Source organism: Lysinibacillus sp. GW247-5R2A (assembly GCF_059424475.1).
The window spans coordinates 78490-96641 of record NZ_JBWKZL010000012.1; the positions used below are offsets into that span (position 1 = coordinate 78490).

The following is an 18152-nucleotide window of genomic DNA, read 5'->3' on the forward strand; positions in this document are numbered from 1 at the left end:
TGTTGTTTTATAAAATTAATCCTCTAAAGCTTCACTTTCATGATAATTCGTTGCGGTTGACTCGATATCAACCTGTAAATAATTGGCCCAATCTACTTTATGATAATCCTCTTCACTAAAATAAATATTCAATACTTCGGTCATGGTTTTATCTCCATCTGGTTCAGTAAGTGGAGCATACCAAGTAACAGCAGGTGTCTTTACATCTTTCAGCTTCGACAAATCAGCAAAAATTTTAGTGGAGTCCTTCAGCATCTGACTTTTCGAACCTTCTGTCACATCCGTATCTTGTATTGATATTGTGACAACACCTTTGGATTCTTCAACCGTGAACTCATTTTTAACAATTGCTCCGACAATATCTTCAACGGAAGTATTTTGATCTACTGCGACCTCTTTTGGATCGTCACTCTTTCCGCAAGCTGTTAGTAGCAGTGAAGCAAATACCATTACATACATTAACTTTTTCAATAACATTACCTCCCTTGTTACTCCATATATGCGCAAAATGGAAGGGAATTATACAAAATATGAGAAGGTTGTATGTACTTTTTAAAACTAGAATTTAAAACGTTAGATGAACAGGTCCTTTTTAAGGGGTTTAGAAAAAGAATATGTAAAATTGAAGATATAGTAGGTGCAAGGACAAATGCGTATGTTGGATTTAGATACACTTTTCAAACATAAAAAAGCACCTTAACCATATTGGCTAAGGTGCTGTAAAAGTAAATGTAATATAAAAAGCCGCGTATGCCGTAGTTATTATAGAAAGTTTTAAACCACCACTCCTCAAAGTGGGTGTTCGCAGAAGTTTTCCTGCTTATCCTCATGCACCGTAGTGTGAGGCCCGTCATTCCAACTCCAATAATAAAACTCCCTTTTACAGCTTAAAGGTTAAAACTTAATATTATACGAACAATGCAGCCTTTATGGATATATTAAAGCATGATCGACAAACATGCAAGTAAGATGATTGCTTGAAATAAGTCAATGGGTAGGTGTCCCAAATTATGCAATACGTAACGACAAATGCCTTTAGAAAGGAACTAGAGCTTCATATTATTTTCACAAATACGAACAAAAAATACGAACAACCTTTGCTTATTATGGACGACTATGTAAAGATAGGAGCATATAGAGGATTTATCTAGCAAAAAGTAAAGGGAGGAAGCAGAAATGGCAGCTTATCCAAATTGTCCAAAATGTAATTCTGAATACACATATGAGGATGGAACGAATTATGTATGTCCTGAATGTGCGCATGAGTGGAGCATGGACGCAACGGAATCAGAAACAGATGCACTTATTGTCAAAGATGCAAATGGTAATCTGTTAGCTGATGGTGATTCAGTTACGGTTATTAAGGACCTAAAGGTAAAGGGGAGTTCTTCCACTTTAAAAATAGGAACGAAGGTAAAAAGCATTCGCCTTGTAGAAGGGGATCATAATATTGACTGTAAAATTGATGGCTTTGGCGCTATGAAATTAAAGTCAGAATTTGTGAAAAAAGCATAGTGAATTGAAAAAGCGTCTAAACTCACACGAATGTTTAGACGCTTTTTTTATTAGTATTTATTTTAAAAATTTTGCGTAATAAAATGGCAAAGGCCGCACCAACTAAGGCAAAAATCGTATGTAAGAGAGCGATATAGCCTGCTCCCATCAAAAGTGCCCCAAATTCTGTTAAGGAGTAGGTGGTAATATAGAGCTCATTCGTAAGGTTGTCGATAATCGCCCAAACAAATACAGGAACAGAGCTAATGATAAAAACAATCCAAATGTTTTTATAAAAAAGGTAAGACAGACAACCGAAAATGGCATACGAAATGACAAAGCCCATTTGATTGCCAAGTAACGATGAATTAATGGCAAACATGAAAGAAAGGACAATAAATATAAGATGAAAAAAAGATAATGTTTTTTTCATCGGTATGTATTCTTTTTGAATTGGTTTTGAGCTTAAGAGCTGCTTGCAGTGGGAACAACTTGCTAAATGCTGTTCTACATAAAGTAATGTTGGTGCTTGGAGCATTTGTTTCCTATATAACGGTAATAAATCTTCTACAATTGGGCAATCTTCTGACAAAACTTTCCCTCCATTCAATCACCTTTCATTATACGATTTTTTTTAGAGGAAATAAAAAAAGCCTTCCTGAACTTTTCATTCGGAAAACTTGTACATGCACCTGACTATTTGGCTGTTAGTACTTCATTTGTTAATGCTTGAATATCAATATGGGTTTTTTCCTGTACGGCGTCTTTTAATATTTCAGTGCGGAAATATTGGACAGTTGCTTCAAGTGGAATGGCTAAAAGCTTCGATAAGGCATTTTGATACATATAGACGAATTCTTTGTCAGTATTACCTCGCTTTAATTCTGCAAAAGCTTCATAAAATTGGTCCAGCTTATCCGCAAATTCAAGTAGACGCCCTTCTATCGTACTATCCTTGCCTTCTTTCATACGCTCAAAGAAAATGGCTTGAAATTCTTCTGGGATTTCATTGCTAATAAACTTTTCCATCATCTTTTCTTCCACATGCGCCAGCATTTGTTTGAGCTCGGGGCTAGCATGTTTTACTGGGGTTTTAATGTCACCAATAAAAACTTCAGCAAAGTCATGATTAATTGTTTTTTCATATAAAGATTTCCAATCAATCTGTACGCCATTCATTTCTTCTAATGTCGCAAAGAACATCGCATATTGTGACACTTTCCAAGAATGGGCTGCCACATTATGTTCTTCAAATTTGAATCGCCCAGGGCAACGAATAATTCGTTCTAAATCATTGAGGCTTGTAAAAAATTGATGAATTCCTATAAAAATCACTCCTTTTGTTCTATAAGTGCATGTTACTATAAACAATACCCTCTTTGTGAGATTTTCAAACAATTTAACAATGATTCAATTTGTGTTTACAAAGGATTCACAATTACCGAATAAGCAGACGAAGGTTGAATGCTATAATGTAGGGGACTGATGAAAAGGGGAGTACACATCATGTTTTCCATTTATACGCTTCTTCTTTATATACATATTTTAAGTGCGGTTCTTTCGATTGGGCCATTGTTCGTTGTGTTAACGATTGTAAAAAAAATGCGTACAGCTTCGAATGGTGAAATGCCACCATATATAGAATCTTTTAAAGGGGCTATTGCCATTGTCAAACATTCAGGACATGTACTTGTAGGGTCAGGTATTTTACTAATGTGGCATGCCGGTTACCATTGGAGTACGTCGTGGATTGTTCTCACTTTCCTTGTGATGCTTGCATCGATAGTATTTTTAGCCAGAGCGTTTAAACCAACATTACGGACTTTTAATACACCCGCTTATAATCACCAACGATTTGTTGCTCTATTACAGCGCAAGACGTGGATGTACATTTTGCTATTGCTCATTATGCTATGGCTAATGGTGGCAAAGCCAATTGTTTGGTAACGAGTCTTTTATTATTGAAAAATCGCACCCCGTGGAGTGCGATTTTTTTAGTTTACTAAACGTTTGAAATAGCTTTTTCGTATCCATAAATAACTGATGAGGAACAGCACAAAGAAACAACAAGAACTGGCAATGGAAACTTGTAAAAAAGCTGTAGAGACCATTGTACGCATAGCTAATAAAATAGTGAGTAATAGCAAAATTGCTATTGTGAACGGTACAAATATAAGAATGGCCAATTCCTTTGCAATAACGGAGGCTAATTCTTTTTTAGACAGTCCTAGCTTACGAATGCCCATATATTTTTCTTTTTCCTGTAACAATGTTGTTTGTAAATAGAAGTAAAGTATACTCATGGCTGCACTTAAGAAAATTAAACTTAACATAGAGCCAATGAAGAACATAACGCTTTTAACAAACATTTCCGTATCATATAAGTTGATTTTGGATGTAACGTAACGTTCACCAGGTAAGGACGGTATATCTTCGGTAATGGTCTTTGCTAATTCTGTATGAGCTGTCCAATTGTCTAATTCATAAATATAGGTTTTATAAACAGGGTAGTCAATCGACTGATAAAGCGAATCTGGCACAATGAAGTAAGTTTCCTGAAACCCTGTAGATAGTAGGTTCTTTTCGTTAATTTCAGCGAGTTTGAAAGATTTTATATAACGGTCACTAGCATTGTTGGTTATCGGTGCCATACCATGATTCCCAGCAACCGCGATAAATTCATTTTCATTAAGGCTGAATTCCTTTTGCTGTAGCAGGTTGTAATCAGATAATGACATATAGCCAAGGCGTTGATTTTCATCTGATTTAAATTCAATAAAATACTTGTTAGCTTTTACTGTTGCTAGCCTTGTTTCAAGATGGTTTAAATCCTCCTTTATTAAACTGTCATCAGCTTTTGGATCCGCGATATATTGAAAGCTATACGGATAATTTCCTTCGCTATCTTTCTGAACATTGTAATAAGAGCTAAACAAAATGCTTGTACATAGAAATACGCCACTTAACAATAGGGTAATTAGAAATAGCATATTTGCATGGGATTTCATTTTTGCATTTAAATTTGACGCTAAAAGCATATTTGTTTTGCGAAGGTAAGCGGGAGACTTCTCAAAGATTTTCAGAAATAGACGTAAGCCTTGAGCAATGACTAAATAAATCATGCTAAGAATGCTAGCGAAAAATAATAAATAAAAGAAAACACTTAAAGACTCTACAATGCCATGCTCAACCTTTAGTAAATAAGCTAAAATGGCGGTCATTACTATACTAACAGCTAATAAAATATAATGTGGTCGAATCGACTTTTCGATAACAGTATCACCTTTTAAAAGCTGTATGGAGGCTTCCTTATTAATAAATTTAGTGACGATTTTGGAAATTACCATAAATAAGATTAAAAATAAACCTATTGTTAAACCAATTGCCTGTAGAGGTATATACATACTAAATGTTTCTGCCTTTAACACTACTTTAGCAGCCATTAAGAACAGGGGAGTCATAACAAGACCAAGAACGATTGCTGCAATAATCGCCATAATTCCAATGAATAGGTTTTCGCGGAATATTAACTTTTGTACTTGTTTCATGGAAGCCCCTGTAATCATAAAAATGCCAAGAGTCTTCGTCTTTTTGCGTAAAAACGCCATGATCGAATAGATGATATAAATAAATGAAAATAAATAAACAAGCATACTAGCTAGCATTAATGAAATGCCAAGAGTTGAGTCAGGATCTAGGCTTTTTAAGCTGGGATGAAAGACGATTACAGAAAATAAAAAGAATATAATGATGGAAAACATACTGCTTAGAAAATAAGACACATATGTCCATTTATCTCGTAAAATATTTTGGATAACAATGTGGTTAAAGGTCATGTTGCCCACCACCTAGAAAAGCAAGAGTGTCCATAATTTCTTGATAAAATTGCTTACGATTGTTGCCCCGATGTATTTCATTGTATAATTTTCCATCCTTGATAAATATAATACGATTGGCAAAGCTTGCTACGTAAGGATCATGTGTCACCATGAGAATGGCAGTTTGTAGTTCTTGGTTAATGGAGGTAAATAAGTCCATCACATCATTGACGGCTTTTGAGTCCAGATTTCCTGTAGGCTCATCCGCTAACAATAAGCTCGGTTCATGGATAACAGCACGAGCAATAGCTACTCGTTGCTTTTGCCCACCTGAAATTTCATAAATCCGTTTCGGTAATAGCTCCTCAATTCCAAGAAATTGCGCTACATGTTTTAAACGTTGACGCATTTTGGCGCTAGGTATGCTGTCTAATGTTAGTGGCAATAAAATATTTTCCTTTACCGTCAACGTATGAACAAGATTAAAATCCTGAAAAACAAAGCCTAATTCAGAACGTCTAAATTTTGCAAGTTCCTCATCATTTAAAACATAGGGATTTCTATTATTAATAACAATATCTCCAGCAGTGGGGCGATCGATGGTGGATACACTATTTAAAAATGTTGTTTTGCCACTTCCAGAGGGCCCCATGACCGCTACAAACTCCTGTTGCTGTAACTGGAAATCAATGCCGTTTAATGCCTTGTAGGTAATCTCCCCGATATATTCTTTTTGCAAATTGGTCACTTGAAGAATGATGTTTCCCAACTTGGAACAACTCCTTTAAATTGATTTGATAGCCTTAGTATAAAAAAGGAGCGATCAAAAACCCATTTCACTGGATGACGGGAATATGACAAAGTTGTCATATTCATTTTTTAAGACTGCTTGAGAAATTGATGGAAAACGTAGTGTGATCATGTGAGGATTGCAAGGTGAAGGGATGGTCTAGTATCGTTAAAACCTTTTTCACTAAAAATAATCCTATGCCTGTTGCTTCTCCATTTGTTCTTCCTTTTTTGCCCGTATAAAACAAATCAAAGACACGAGAAATTTCGCTAGTAGGGATTGTTTCACCACGGTTATCGATATGCAAAATGTCGTTGTCATAATCAATATGGACAGTGCTTGCAACTTCACTATATTTGACAGCATTATTTAATACTTGATAAAGAACAACCTTTAACCATTTACGATCGGAGTATATCATTTGATCTTCCGCCAGCGTTAATTTTGGGAAAACCTCTTTTGTAATAAAATAATCTTTCAAATCATTCACGACTTCTTTTACAAGCTCTTTTAAAAGAATAGGCTCAATTTTTAAATCAGCTACTAAGTTTGAACTACGCTCATACGTTAATAGTTGATTGAGTGTAAATGTCAGCTTATCACATTCTTTACTAATTGTTTGCCAGTGCTGTAATTCATTAGAAGTCTTGGTGGATGCTGATTGTGTAAGTAATTGAATAACAGATAGCGGTGTTTTCATTTGATGTGCAAAATGTGATAATACGAGATGCTTTTCCTCCGCTTGCTCCTCTAATTGTTGCTGTTGCGTTACATGTAAATATTGCATTTGTCGTAGCTTTTCACTATAGGCTTGTTCGATTGAAGCTTGGGGTTCATACAGATGAAGGTCGTCCCTCGATAGATCATCTTTTTCTAAGTGTGTATATAGTCGTCTCCTTCTGTAATAACGGCCAACAAGCCAAAGGATAAATAGAAAGCTAACGAGAAAAATAAAATAAAAATAATGCGCTGTTAAATCATCCAATGCTTGAATCATCCAGGGTAAGAATAGAAAGCTGATACCATAAAGAATAATAATACTGATATGATCTTTAAAAAACAGCTTCATTTTTCTTCCTCCACAAGTTGATAACCTAGGCCTCGAATGGTTTTAATTTCAAGCTGAGAGTGGATAGCTTCGAATTTTCTTCGTAGTCGACCAATGTTCACAGATAATGTGTTTTCCTCCACAAAGGTTTCATCATCCCAAATAGCACTTAATAGTTTTTGGCGAGCTACAACATTTGGATAGGCCTCGAATAATAGTTTACTGAGCTGCATTTCCTTTAATGTTAACAGGCTCTCTTTGCTATCTGTTTGGAGACGAACTGTGTCTGGGTTTAATGTAGTATTGGCTATTGTAATGGTAGATGTATCAAAGGAAGCATACTCACCATATGTACGCCGAAGTAACCCATTTACTTTTGCCATAAAGACATCTAGTGAAAATGGTTTAGTAATAAAGTCATCAGCACCATTTTCAATACCGTATACTTGATCGATATCATTGACTCTAGCTGAGACAATGATGATGGGACAAATGGAAAGCTGACGAATTTTACGTGACCAAAAATATCCATCAAAGGTTGGGAGATTGATATCCATAATGACTAAATGGGGTTGGATGTCATTGAACTCTTCTATGATGTGCTGAAACTGTTGTACTGTATGGCATTCAAACTGATATTTCGATAAATGTTCGACAATCAGTGAAGCTATATTTTTATCGTTCTCTACTATGTATATCTTGTACATTTCTATCGACCCTTCCTTCGTTCTTTACTTTATAATGTACCCTTTTTCCATAAATCTATAGAAGAATTGTACCTTGGAACATTAAAAAAGAGCTACCACAAACTTATTTGATTCTATTTTTAGATAAATCTCCTGTTAGACCTTTAGAATTATAAAGAATACTTTAAGTGTGAATAGAAAGAACTAATTGTGGTATATGCTTTCTTTGAATTCAAGCGCTTTTCTGGATAAAGTAAAAAATACCCAGCTGTTAAGTTTTCTTTAAGAAGTATGACGTATGATGATTGAATAGATATATTAAAGTTTAAGTTAAAACATAGATAAGATTTAACGAAAAAATCATCTCAATGGGAGAAATGATCTATTGTGGGTAAATTAAAGTTAAAGTTATCATTTCTTATTGTTTGTATGACAATAATGGTTGTACTGGCGACATCTGGTGTTAGTATTTGGAGTAGCTATCAAAGTTTTAATGAAATTTTGATGGAAAATAATCATGTTATGCAAGATACATACGTAAAGGGATCTTCCGCAATTAAAGACGGATATCTAGAGGACTCGTTGAAGGAAGATATTACATTAGAACCATTTTTTGAACAGGTAGCTTCAAATGAAATGATTATTCCTTTTAGCCTGTTTCTAAAAAAGGTTATTGTCCCTATTATTTTAGTCATTGCTATAATAGTGGTGCTCGCTATATGTCTTGCATTAAAAATAGTACGCCCCCTAAATGAGCTTTCGGCCATGATAGAGGTTGGCGAAAACGGGCAGAGGAACGAAAATATTGCTGATTGGTATGTTGAAGCAAAGTTGCTGAAAAAAAACGTACAAAATATGATGATTTGCGCAGAAAGTAAAATTACTGATTTAACGGATCAATTAAATGTAGACTCATTAACAGGTATTCCGAATCGCAGAATAATGGATCAAACTCTTCATGAATTAATTATTAATAAAGTTCCGCATGCCATTATCTTAATTGATCTAGATGATTTTAAAAGTATAAACGATACGTATGGTCATACCGTAGGGGATGAAGTGTTAAAAGCTTTCGCTCATCATATGCAGCTCAATATGGAGGAACAAGGCATGTGCTTTAGATATGGTGGAGAAGAGTTTATGATTATTTTGCCTTCAAGGAGTATTGATGAAGCGGTAGAACTTGCAGAAAGCTTGCGGGTTAAACAGGCCTTACAGGAAACTGCGTGTGGTAGACCTGTTACAATGTCCGCCGGAATTACTGCTTTTACACCAAATGTACAGAGCCCAAATCAATTGATAGAAATTGCAGATCATGCTCTGTATAAAGCAAAACAGTCAGGGAGAAATTGTTTATGTGTAGTACGGAATATGAGACAAATGATTATTAAATCATGAGTAAAAGCATGCTGGCATTCCACACTAGCATGCTTTTTTGTCGTCACTCTTGTTCAGAGATGGTTTGAAAAAGAGTTGTTGTTTCCTGCATTGGCAAAACATTTAACTCAGACAATAGAGTACGTTTAAAAGAAAGGTAAATTTTTATAGCCTCTGCTCGGTTCCCAATATTAGCATAGTGCTTGACTAATTGCTGGACAGCTTGATCGGAATATGGATTTAACTCTAAAGCTATAAGTAACGAATGCTCTAGGTTTTTGACATCCTGAACTAGTTCATAATAATGGGCTAGTTCTTTCAGTAATTGAGTAAATAGTTTATTCATCAAATTTGCTTTACTAGCAATCCACGGGTAGGCCATCGTAGTCATAAATTCTCCACGATAGTCTTGAAGAAGTGCTTCAGCCCCTTCAATATCCAATTTTCCGGTTTGTTCTTTTTTATTCAAAATCATCTCTAAATCATTAGCGTCACATTGAATATGGTCTAATGTTAAAATATAACACCCGTTCGTATAATCGATGACCTTTAAAAGGCCATATGCTGAAAGGGAGGAGCGAAGGTATGAGACGGTAGTATGCAGTTGAACCCTTGCTTTATTAAAATCAGTATAACTCCACAGATTATCAATAATAGTGTCACGGGGCACAGGGGTATTGAGATGTAAAAAAAGTAGTGCAAACAATTCTTTCGTTTTAATAGTCCGCCAATGGAGAGGTTTTCCTTCATAGGAAACAACAAATTCTCCGAAGCATTTTATTTTTAGCAATGGCTCTGAATGAAATAATGTTGGCGATGACGTTATTTTGGGCTGAAGAAGGTCCTCAATCCTTTGAATAGTCGTCGCTAAGCGAGATGTTGAAATAGGCTTTAACAGGTAATCAATGGAATGTAGTTCAAAGGCTTGAACAGCATAGTCTCGGTAGGCTGTAACAAAAACAATATAGATGCTCTCATTCCACGATTTTAATAGTTCGGCAATGTCTAATCCATTCATACTTGGCATTTCAACATCTAGAAATGCTACATGAAAGTCCAAGCTCGGCCCCTCTGTAAGGAGATCTTTTACAGATGTAAAAGTTTTAATAACCTCAATCCTATCAAATTTTAGCAAGTGTTTCTCCATACTAATAAGTGCTAAAGGCTCGTCGTCCATCAATATCGCCCGAATCAAAATAAAAAACACGACCTTTCATTTCAGTCTAGAGGTTATTAGATAGAGATATCTATCCTTTGTATGGATATGTTGGCATTTGCTACTGAGGTAATTGTTCAGTAATTGTATGTAGCAGACATATATAGCTTCCATGCATGTTGTAGCCGCGTTTACTTCACGATTTGAAAATATTTTTGGATGAATTCTCAATTTTTTATGTCATCTATTTCTTCTTTTTATGGCCCGTAAATAGTAAATATCTAATATAAAAAATACTAGTCTAAACGATGATTTTTTTCCATCTAATTGGACAATTTGCTAAAAAAATAATCGAAATTGTATAATTTTCCGTTTTTATAGTAATAATTCCTAATATCAGGCAGACAGTCCTGAGTTATTAATTTGTAAGCTTATTGTTGCTTGCATACTAGATTATTTGACTCTAGCGTGCTAACAGCAGACTTGCAAAAAATAATAAAATATTGGAGGTATTACTAAACATGAAGAAGAAAGCTTTAGCTTTAGCAGTAACATTGACCGTTGGTTTGAGCCTATATGCCAGTCCTTCCTCTGCGAAAGACAATTCCGGCAATATTCTATGGGCACTCCCTCAAATTTATAATTTAACCGTTGGGGAATTTCAACAATTGTCAGAAATGGATTCATTTTGGTTTTATCCAGAGCAAGATTTAGTGAAGGACACATCAAATACAGAAAAAACATTGGAAGATGAATATGTCATTAAAGGCGGTGACACATTATTTTCAATCGCACGTAAAAACGATATAACAGTAGATGAACTAAAAGCATGGAATAACCTTGGTACAGATTTGATTTTTGCTGGTGAATCTTTAGCTATAAAAGCTTCGGCAGCTAAACCAAAACCTAAAGCATCCGAAGCAGTTTCAACAAGGGTTGCTTCAACAGCAAAAACGAAACCTGCGAGCGCTCCATCAAGTGGATCTGGTAGAACGTTAACAATGCGTGCTACAGCCTATACTGCCTATTGTGAAGGATGCTCGGGAATTACAGCGAATGGAACGGATATTCGATCCAATCCAAATTTAAAGGTAATTGCGGTTGATCCTCGTATCATCCCGCTTGGCTCAAAGGTATGGGTAGAAGGATATGGTGAGGCGATTGCAGCTGACACGGGCGGAGCTATTAAAGGAAATAAAATCGATGTCTTTATTCCTACCGAGGGACAAGCTCTTCAATGGGGCGTCAAAACAGTGACCGTCAAAATTTTAGACTAAAACATGAAGGGATTTCTCATAGGAGAGATCCCTTTTGTGCATGTAACGACCTCGGTAAAATTAATAAAAAATGCATAAGTATTGATTAACTTGGAAACCATCAGAAATAGAGGAGGTATTTTTATGAAAAAAATTAGCTTAATTAGCCTTTCTTTATTAGTGTTAGTTGGTGGTTGTAGTTTCTTTGATAAGAAAGAAGAAAAAGTACAAGTCAATGCATCATCTCCCTTAACAGCTACTGCAAAAGTCATTGGTGCAAATAACGAAAGTTATGGGAACGCGTATTTTCAGGAAGAAGATAATGGTGTTATGATGACACTGGCATTATCAGGCCTACCACCAGGTACACATGGAATTCATATTCATGAAGTAGGGAAATGTGAGCCCCCTAAATTTGAATCGGCTGGTGCGCACTTTAATCCGACCAAAAAAGAGCATGGTAAGTTAAATCCAAATGGTTATCATTTAGGGGATTTACCTAATCTAGAGGTTGGTGACGATGGCAATGTCGATTTGAATTTCTTAGCAGAAGGGCTAACATTACAAAAAGATCAACCCAATTCGTTGTTAGACAGTGACGGAAGTTCAATTGTTATTCATGAATCAGCAGATGACTATAAAACAGACCCAGCAGGTAACTCTGGTGCAAGAATTGCTTGTGGCGTTATTCGATAGAAGAGAAACTGTATCCAATCATCATTGGATGCAGTTTTTTTAGTTTTCGTTATTTATAGGCTCCTTTTATACGGTTTTGAATTTAGAAATTATATGTTTTTATAGATAAAAAAGGTTAATTAAATAATAAACTATTTTTGAAAAATAATAGTATTTATCAATAATTATATAGTAAAAATTCAGAATTTACTATAAATTTATTGACATAATAATACTAAATTTGATAATTTTAAGTAGATTGTCTTTATTATTCTAAAGAGGGGGAAAGTACAATGAAGAAAAAACAATTTAAATGGTTGTTATTATTAAGTGCGTTTGCACTTATGATTTTAGCAGCATGTGGGACAGATGGCGGAAGTGACTCAAAGGATACGGACGAGAACGCTTCGGAGTCATCCGAAAAGCCCAAGTTTTTAAGTCTATTAACAGGTGGAACACAAGGTACTTATTATGCACTTGGCGGTACATTTGCTGACCTCATTACGAAAGAAACAGATATTAAAACAACGGCTGAGGTGTCTCAGGCATCTGCTGCCAATATGACTGCTTTGCAAGAGGGTAAAGGCGAAATTGCATTTGTTCAAACGGATATTGCTTACTATGCTACGGAAGGAAAGCTTATGTTCGATGGAAAGAAAATTGATACAATTTCAGCTTTAGGTGCCCTTTATCCTGAAACAGTACAATTAGTTACTACAGAAGCAACAGGCATTAAGACTTATGCGGATTTAAAAGGGAAAAAAGTGTCTGTAGGGGCACCTGGTTCTGGTACTTATGCGAATGCCGAGCAATTACTAGAGATTCATGGCTTAACGATGGATGATATTAAAGCTCAAAATTTAGATTTTGGGGAGTCGACAGATGGACTTCAATCAGGTCAAATTGATGCGGCATTTATTACAGCAGGTACACCAACAGGTGCGGTTGAGGCGTTAAATGCTACAACGAAAGTAAATATTGTTGGTGTAGATGCAGGTAAAGCGGATGAATTAATTGCTAAATATCCTTATTATGCAAAGGATACAGTAAAAGCTGGGACTTATGGAATTGCAGAAGATACAGAAACGGTTTCAGTTCTTGCTATGCTAGCAGTGAAAAAGGAACTACCAGAGGATGTTGTCTATACTATGACAAAAGCTATTTATGATAATACTGATAAGATTTCTCATGATAAAGGTAAATTTATAAAAGCTGAAACAGGTTTAGATGGTATTAGTATTGACATTCATCCAGGTGCTCAAAAATACTTTGATGAGAAAAAATAGTCTAAACTATCACTAAATATGAAGGGCTCGGATTGCGTAAAGCTTCGAGCCTTTTCCTACTATAAGGTGTGAGTATAGGCGAGTAGCTTTTAAAGTAGGGAGAAGGATAACATGCAACAGAGGAAACTTAGTATTGCAGTCGTTTTAGTAATCTTCTGCTTAATTAGTGTAGCTATTCTTCCATTTCAAAAGGTATTCACCTTTACAGAAACGCGCACGGTAAATCCGAGAGTGTACTACATACCAATTACTGAAAATGAAAAATTTCAAATTCGATATACCCATTCCATACATAATTCGGATGTATTCGAATCCTATCAACATGTAAAGGGAAATCGTATTCAGATGTTAGAGATGGAATATGAAGATTTAGCAATAGGTATGCCAGGGTATGCCGAGGAGGGCCAAACATTTATAGAAAGAGACGGCAAATATGTTCTTCAATTTGCTGATCATCGAGTCGTTGACAATTTTACTATTTTAATTGGCGATTTGGATTTAGATTTGGTATTCAACTATGAAGGCGTGGAATATGATTTAAAAAAAGACTTACAAAGGGGAAAATCCTATTTATTTGAAATAAGGCAATTATCGCTTTATGAACAGTGGAAAGGAGTAAGGATGAGATGACAACACAGGAAAAAGCAAAGAAAGAAAGAGTAGAAGAATTCGAGCAAATTTCTGCTGAAGAGCAACAAGCTATACTTGAAAAATATGATATTGAATCCAACGTAAGAACTGTAACAGGTATTATGAGGCACGTCATTTTCTATGGTCTTTTAGCATTCTCTTTGTTTCAACTTTATACAGCTATTTTCGGGCAATTCCCAGCACAAATACAACGTACCATCCATTTAGGCTTTGGTTTAACACTTATTTTTCTACTATTTCCTGCTCGTAAAAAAGCACCAAAGCACAAAATTGCGTGGTTTGATTATTTATTGGCTTTGCTTTCAATAGGGGTAGGGTCGTACTGGTCTATGAACTATACTGAGCTTGTGAATCGCAATGGCTCCATAACACAAATGGATTTTATTGTAGGTCTTATTGCTGTTGTATTAGTGCTTGAGGCCGCTCGTCGCGCTGTCGGGCTCCCAATTACGATTATTGCAGCATGTTTTTTAATCTATGCTTATTATGGTCCATATTTTCCTGCATTTATGGCACATAGAGGGCAGGATTTAGAGAGTATTGTAAACCTTATGTATTTTACAACAGATGGAATATTCGGCACACCAATTAGTGTGTCAGCCACTTTTATATTTGTATTTTTACTCTTTGGAGCCTTTCTAGTGAAAACAGGAGTAGGTCAGTATTTTAATGATCTAGCCGTTTCATTGGCAGGTAAATTAATAGGCGGCCCAGCAAAAGTAGCAGTCTTTTCTAGTGCTCTACAAGGTACCATTTCGGGTAGCTCTGTAGCCAATGTCGTAACATCAGGCTCCTATACGATTCCGATGATGAAAAAACTAGGCTATCGTAAAGAATTTGCAGGTGCAGTTGAAGCGGCAGCATCAACTGGTGGTCAGCTAATGCCGCCAATTATGGGGGCAGCGGCTTTCCTAATGGTAGAGTTTATTGGTCGTGGCATTACGTATTGGGATATAGCAAAGGCGGCAGCTATCCCAGCTCTTCTATACTTTACAGGTATTTGGATTATGACGCACTTTGAAGCAAAACGAGTTGGTTTAAAAGGTCTTAGAGACGATCAAATGCCTAATCGAAAGGAAGTATTTAAGAGAATCTATCTTTTATTACCAATTATTGCGATTATCGTACTAATGTTAACGGGGACACCTGTTATGCATGCTGCATTATATGGAATCATTATTTCCATAGGGGTTGCTATGTTTAATAAGGATACACGGCTTAAACCGATGGACGTGATAGGGGCATTGGTGGAAGGTGCTCGTACTGCGTTAGGGGTAGTGGCAGCAACAGCTTGTGCAGGGATTATTGTAGGGGTTGTTGTAAAAACAGGACTTGGTTTAAGTCTAGCCAATAGTTTAGTAGCTTTGGCTGGTGGTAGTATTATTTTGACATTAATTTTTGTGATGATTGCTTCCCTTATACTTGGTATGGGTGCACCAACTACCGCAAATTATGTGATTACTTCGACAATCGCAGCTCCAGCGATTGTAGCATTATTATCGCCGAATACACCGCAAGAGTTAGTACCATTAGTTGTATTACTATCGGCTCACTTCTTTGTGTTCTATTTTGGTATTATTGCAGACATTACACCACCTGTAGCATTAGCCGCTTTTGCAGCATCAGGTATTTCAGGTGGCGATCCTATTAAAACAGGTGTGAATTCAGCAAAGCTTGCTATTGCGGCATTTATTATACCGTATATGATTGTCTTTTCACCTTCTTTACTAATGATTGATACGACAGTACCACAAATAATATGGGTTGTATTTACTGCGATTACAGGAATGGTTGCCATCGGTTCGGGTGTTATTGGGTATTGGTACCGTAAACTGTACTGGTTTGAAAGAATAATTGTTTTAGTTGCTGGTTTATTACTTATTTATCCTGAGAAGTTCTCGGATTGGGTAGGTTTAGGCATCTTCATTGTCATGTTTGTGATTCAAGTATTATCTCATAAAAAGGGCAGTCACAATGATCCTACAAATGACAAAACGGGTGTGACTATATCGTAAATTTTTGATGTAATACAATAGTAGTCTGCTCTATTAATAGCTGGCCCACTGTTTCGGTCAGGTGTTAATAGGCAGACTTTTTATTATTTGTAATTAAAAGGAAGTGTTTGCATCTTAATTGTTCTAAAATTGAGATCGATTTTATATTTATAATGCATAATGAGTATAATTTATTGCATTTTATCGAAGTACTATTGTATAATTCTTTTATCAGAAAATTCAATTAAATAAAAGAGAGGTGATACAATGGGTAAATTGTTAAATTCAAAATTTGAGACATACTTAATGGATCAAGAATTTGACCGTAAGGAAGAGGAAGAAAGAAATGAGGAGTCATTAGCAATCGTGCAATATGAGGAATATCCAGAAGGATTTTTTACAAGTTTATAATAAATACTTGATGGGCTATGTTGAAGAGATAATGACTTTTAACATAGTCCATTTTTTTGTGTCCTTGCAATAGGAAGTGGCATATAAATTTATTAAGCCATTTCATATTAATAGGTCTTACTGCGTATATACTTTTATAAAATAGATTCATGTATAATGAGAAACAAAAATGCGTATAGAGGTGTCATTATGTCAAAAGCTATAACATTAGAAGAAACAATGTATCAATGGTTTGAACATTTTCACAAATACCCTGAAGTGAGCTGGAAGGAGTTCGAGACGACAAAAAAATTAGCGTCAATCTTAGATGAATTGAATGTTTCTTATCACTTGCTTGGGGATGTACCTGGATTAATTGCAGAAATTGGAGCAGGTGAAGAGGTTGTTGCGGTCCGTGCTGATATCGATGCTTTATGGCAAGAAGTGGATGGGAAATGGCAGGCGAATCATTCTTGTGGTCATGATGCGAATATGACTATGGTGCTTGGGGCATTATTACTACTTAAAGATCAACCATTGCAACATCGCGTCCGTTTTATTTTCCAGCCTGCCGAGGAATTAGGGAATGGTGCAGTTGCTGCTTTTGATCGAGGAGCTGTTGATGGGGTATCACATTTATTTGGTGTACATTTAAGACCTATTGAAGAGCTACCGCTTGGGAAAGTTTCACCAGCTATTCATCATGGTGCGGCCTATTTCCTAGATGGGACTATTCAGGGAATTGACGCTCATGGGGCGAGACCACACCAAGGGAAAAATGCTATTGATGTCATTATGGCTGTTCAACAAATGTTAAACAGTATTCATCTATCACCTTTTGAGCCACATTCTGCAAAGTTAACAAAAATTATAGCGGATGGCGGTAGTACAAATATTATTCCAGGGAATGCTAGTTTCTCGATGGACATTCGAGCACAGCATAATCAACAACTTGAATTACTTCGTAACAAAATTGAGTCTGGCTTAAAATCAATTCAGCAACAATTTGAAATTGAAATGGATTGGAAGTGGTTTGATTTCACACCAGGCGCGGAGGTTTCAACAATTGCTGCAAAAATGGCGAAAGAAGCAATTGTTCAAGCATTGGGCGAGGAATATTTAGCAGATGAAATAACAACTCCAGGCAGTGATGATTTTCATTTTTATACCGTGAAGAAGCCAGAATTAAAAGCGGCCATGATTGGAATTGGGGCGAACTTAACACCAGGATTACACCACCCTAAAATGACATTTGATCGTAGTGCATTAATCGATGCTGCCAAAGTACTTGCCTGCGTATTAGAAAAAAAACCTGAATAAAAAAATATTTTTTTAGCTATATGAAAAATGCAATAATTTTTTCATATAGCTTTTTTTGCATGAACATTTCTTGAAATGCATGGATATTCAAGGGTTTGGGGAGCTTTTTATTGCTACTTGAAAGCGTTTTATTGCCCTAAAACAAAGGGATTTGCTAGAGAAGCATAATTTTTTTGCGTTGACTTTTAATTTTTTGAATATTAAGCTAAAA

Annotated in this window: 19 protein-coding genes and 1 other RNA gene; 11 read left to right on the plus strand and 9 right to left on the minus strand. The window is 35.9% G+C overall.

Translation table 11 applies throughout. From position 1 onward, the window contains the following. Positions 1-15: 15 nt before the first annotated feature. Both AC07YC_RS18145 and ssrS read right to left on the minus strand, forming a co-directional pair. Positions 16-477, minus strand: coding sequence for a hypothetical protein (locus AC07YC_RS18145; RefSeq protein WP_260982733.1), 462 nt, complete (start codon positions 475-477; stop codon positions 16-18). 260 nt (positions 478-737) lie between these two features. Beyond that, positions 738-930, minus strand: a non-coding RNA gene (ssrS, locus tag AC07YC_RS18150) — 6S RNA. A gap of 80 nt (positions 931-1010) precedes the next feature. Here ssrS and AC07YC_RS18155 point away from each other — a divergent pair. Together AC07YC_RS18155 and AC07YC_RS18160 are read left to right on the plus strand one after the other, a co-directional pair. Further along, entirely contained in the window at positions 1011-1151 is a 141-nt protein-coding gene (locus AC07YC_RS18155; protein ID WP_336636102.1) for a hypothetical protein, read from the plus strand. 25 nt (positions 1152-1176) lie between these two features. After that, positions 1177-1515 carry a zinc ribbon domain-containing protein YjdM gene (locus tag AC07YC_RS18160; RefSeq protein ID WP_036122619.1) on the plus strand — a complete coding sequence of 113 codons (339 nt, stop codon included), beginning with the start codon at positions 1177-1179 and terminating at the stop codon, positions 1513-1515. A 34-nt stretch (positions 1516-1549) separates the two neighbouring features. Here the strand turns inward: AC07YC_RS18160 and AC07YC_RS18165 are convergent, their stop codons facing one another. Next, entirely contained in the window at positions 1550-2086 is a 537-nt protein-coding gene (locus AC07YC_RS18165) for a zf-HC2 domain-containing protein (protein WP_336636103.1), read from the minus strand. Positions 2087-2190: 104 nt separating this feature from the next. Beyond that, positions 2191-2829, minus strand: a complete 639-nt coding sequence (locus AC07YC_RS18170) for a YfbR-like 5'-deoxynucleotidase (RefSeq protein ID WP_008176273.1) — start codon at positions 2827-2829, stop codon at positions 2191-2193. Between the two features lie 171 nt (positions 2830-3000). Here AC07YC_RS18170 and AC07YC_RS18175 point away from each other — a divergent pair, with 171 nt between their 5' ends. Then, positions 3001-3441, plus strand: coding sequence for a hypothetical protein (locus AC07YC_RS18175; protein ID WP_036222821.1), 441 nt, complete (start codon positions 3001-3003; stop codon positions 3439-3441). Positions 3442-3488: 47 nt separating this feature from the next. Here the strand turns inward: AC07YC_RS18175 and AC07YC_RS18180 are convergent, their stop codons facing one another. From AC07YC_RS18180 to AC07YC_RS18195, 4 genes are all read right to left on the minus strand, one after another. Next, positions 3489-5330, minus strand: coding sequence for an ABC transporter permease (locus AC07YC_RS18180; protein WP_494920072.1), 1842 nt, complete (start codon positions 5328-5330; stop codon positions 3489-3491). Then, complete coding sequence (locus tag AC07YC_RS18185; protein WP_336636106.1) at positions 5320-6081, minus strand: ABC transporter ATP-binding protein; 762 nt, start codon at positions 6079-6081, stop codon at positions 5320-5322. The genes AC07YC_RS18180 and AC07YC_RS18185 overlap by 11 nt, the downstream gene beginning before the upstream one ends. Before the next feature lie 103 nt (positions 6082-6184). Further along, positions 6185-7171, minus strand: a complete 987-nt coding sequence (locus tag AC07YC_RS18190) for a sensor histidine kinase (RefSeq protein ID WP_494920073.1) — start codon at positions 7169-7171, stop codon at positions 6185-6187. After that, entirely contained in the window at positions 7168-7857 is a 690-nt protein-coding gene (locus tag AC07YC_RS18195; RefSeq protein WP_494920074.1) for a response regulator transcription factor, read from the minus strand. The genes AC07YC_RS18190 and AC07YC_RS18195 overlap by 4 nt, the downstream gene beginning before the upstream one ends. A 366-nt stretch (positions 7858-8223) precedes the next feature. Here AC07YC_RS18195 and AC07YC_RS18200 point away from each other — a divergent pair, with 366 nt between their 5' ends. Continuing rightward, entirely contained in the window at positions 8224-9234 is a 1011-nt protein-coding gene (locus AC07YC_RS18200) for a GGDEF domain-containing protein (RefSeq protein WP_494920075.1), read from the plus strand. A 43-nt stretch (positions 9235-9277) separates the two neighbouring features. Here AC07YC_RS18200 and AC07YC_RS18205 read toward each other — a convergent pair whose 3' ends face one another. Then, complete coding sequence (locus AC07YC_RS18205) at positions 9278-10390, minus strand: response regulator (protein ID WP_494920076.1); 1113 nt, start codon at positions 10388-10390, stop codon at positions 9278-9280. Between the two features lie 500 nt (positions 10391-10890). Between AC07YC_RS18205 and AC07YC_RS18210 the strand changes: the two genes are divergently transcribed. From AC07YC_RS18210 to AC07YC_RS18240, 7 genes are all read left to right on the plus strand, one after another. Beyond that, positions 10891-11646: a 3D domain-containing protein gene (locus tag AC07YC_RS18210; RefSeq protein ID WP_494920077.1), complete on the plus strand. Its 756-nt coding sequence runs from the start codon at positions 10891-10893 to the stop codon at positions 11644-11646. A gap of 123 nt (positions 11647-11769) precedes the next feature. Beyond that, positions 11770-12321, plus strand: coding sequence for a superoxide dismutase family protein (locus AC07YC_RS18215; protein ID WP_336636112.1), 552 nt, complete (start codon positions 11770-11772; stop codon positions 12319-12321). Positions 12322-12593: 272 nt separating this feature from the next. Next, the gene (locus AC07YC_RS18220) at positions 12594-13586 is read left to right on the plus strand and encodes a TAXI family TRAP transporter solute-binding subunit (protein ID WP_494920078.1); all 993 of its coding nucleotides are present in this window, start codon (positions 12594-12596) and stop codon (positions 13584-13586) included. A gap of 111 nt (positions 13587-13697) precedes the next feature. Further along, positions 13698-14216 (plus strand): DUF1850 domain-containing protein, encoded by a 519-nt coding sequence (locus tag AC07YC_RS18225; protein WP_494920079.1) that lies wholly within the window; start codon positions 13698-13700, stop codon positions 14214-14216. Continuing rightward, the gene (locus tag AC07YC_RS18230) at positions 14213-16252 is read left to right on the plus strand and encodes a TRAP transporter permease (RefSeq protein WP_336636115.1); all 2040 of its coding nucleotides are present in this window, start codon (positions 14213-14215) and stop codon (positions 16250-16252) included. Before AC07YC_RS18225 ends, AC07YC_RS18230 begins: the two co-directional genes overlap by 4 nt. A 246-nt stretch (positions 16253-16498) precedes the next feature. Beyond that, on the plus strand, positions 16499-16642 hold the full coding sequence (locus AC07YC_RS18235) for a hypothetical protein (protein ID WP_008176247.1): 144 nt from the start codon (positions 16499-16501) through the stop codon (positions 16640-16642). Between the two features lie 189 nt (positions 16643-16831). Continuing rightward, positions 16832-17941, plus strand: coding sequence for an amidohydrolase (locus tag AC07YC_RS18240; RefSeq protein WP_494920080.1), 1110 nt, complete (start codon positions 16832-16834; stop codon positions 17939-17941). Positions 17942-18152: the final 211 nt, after the last annotated feature.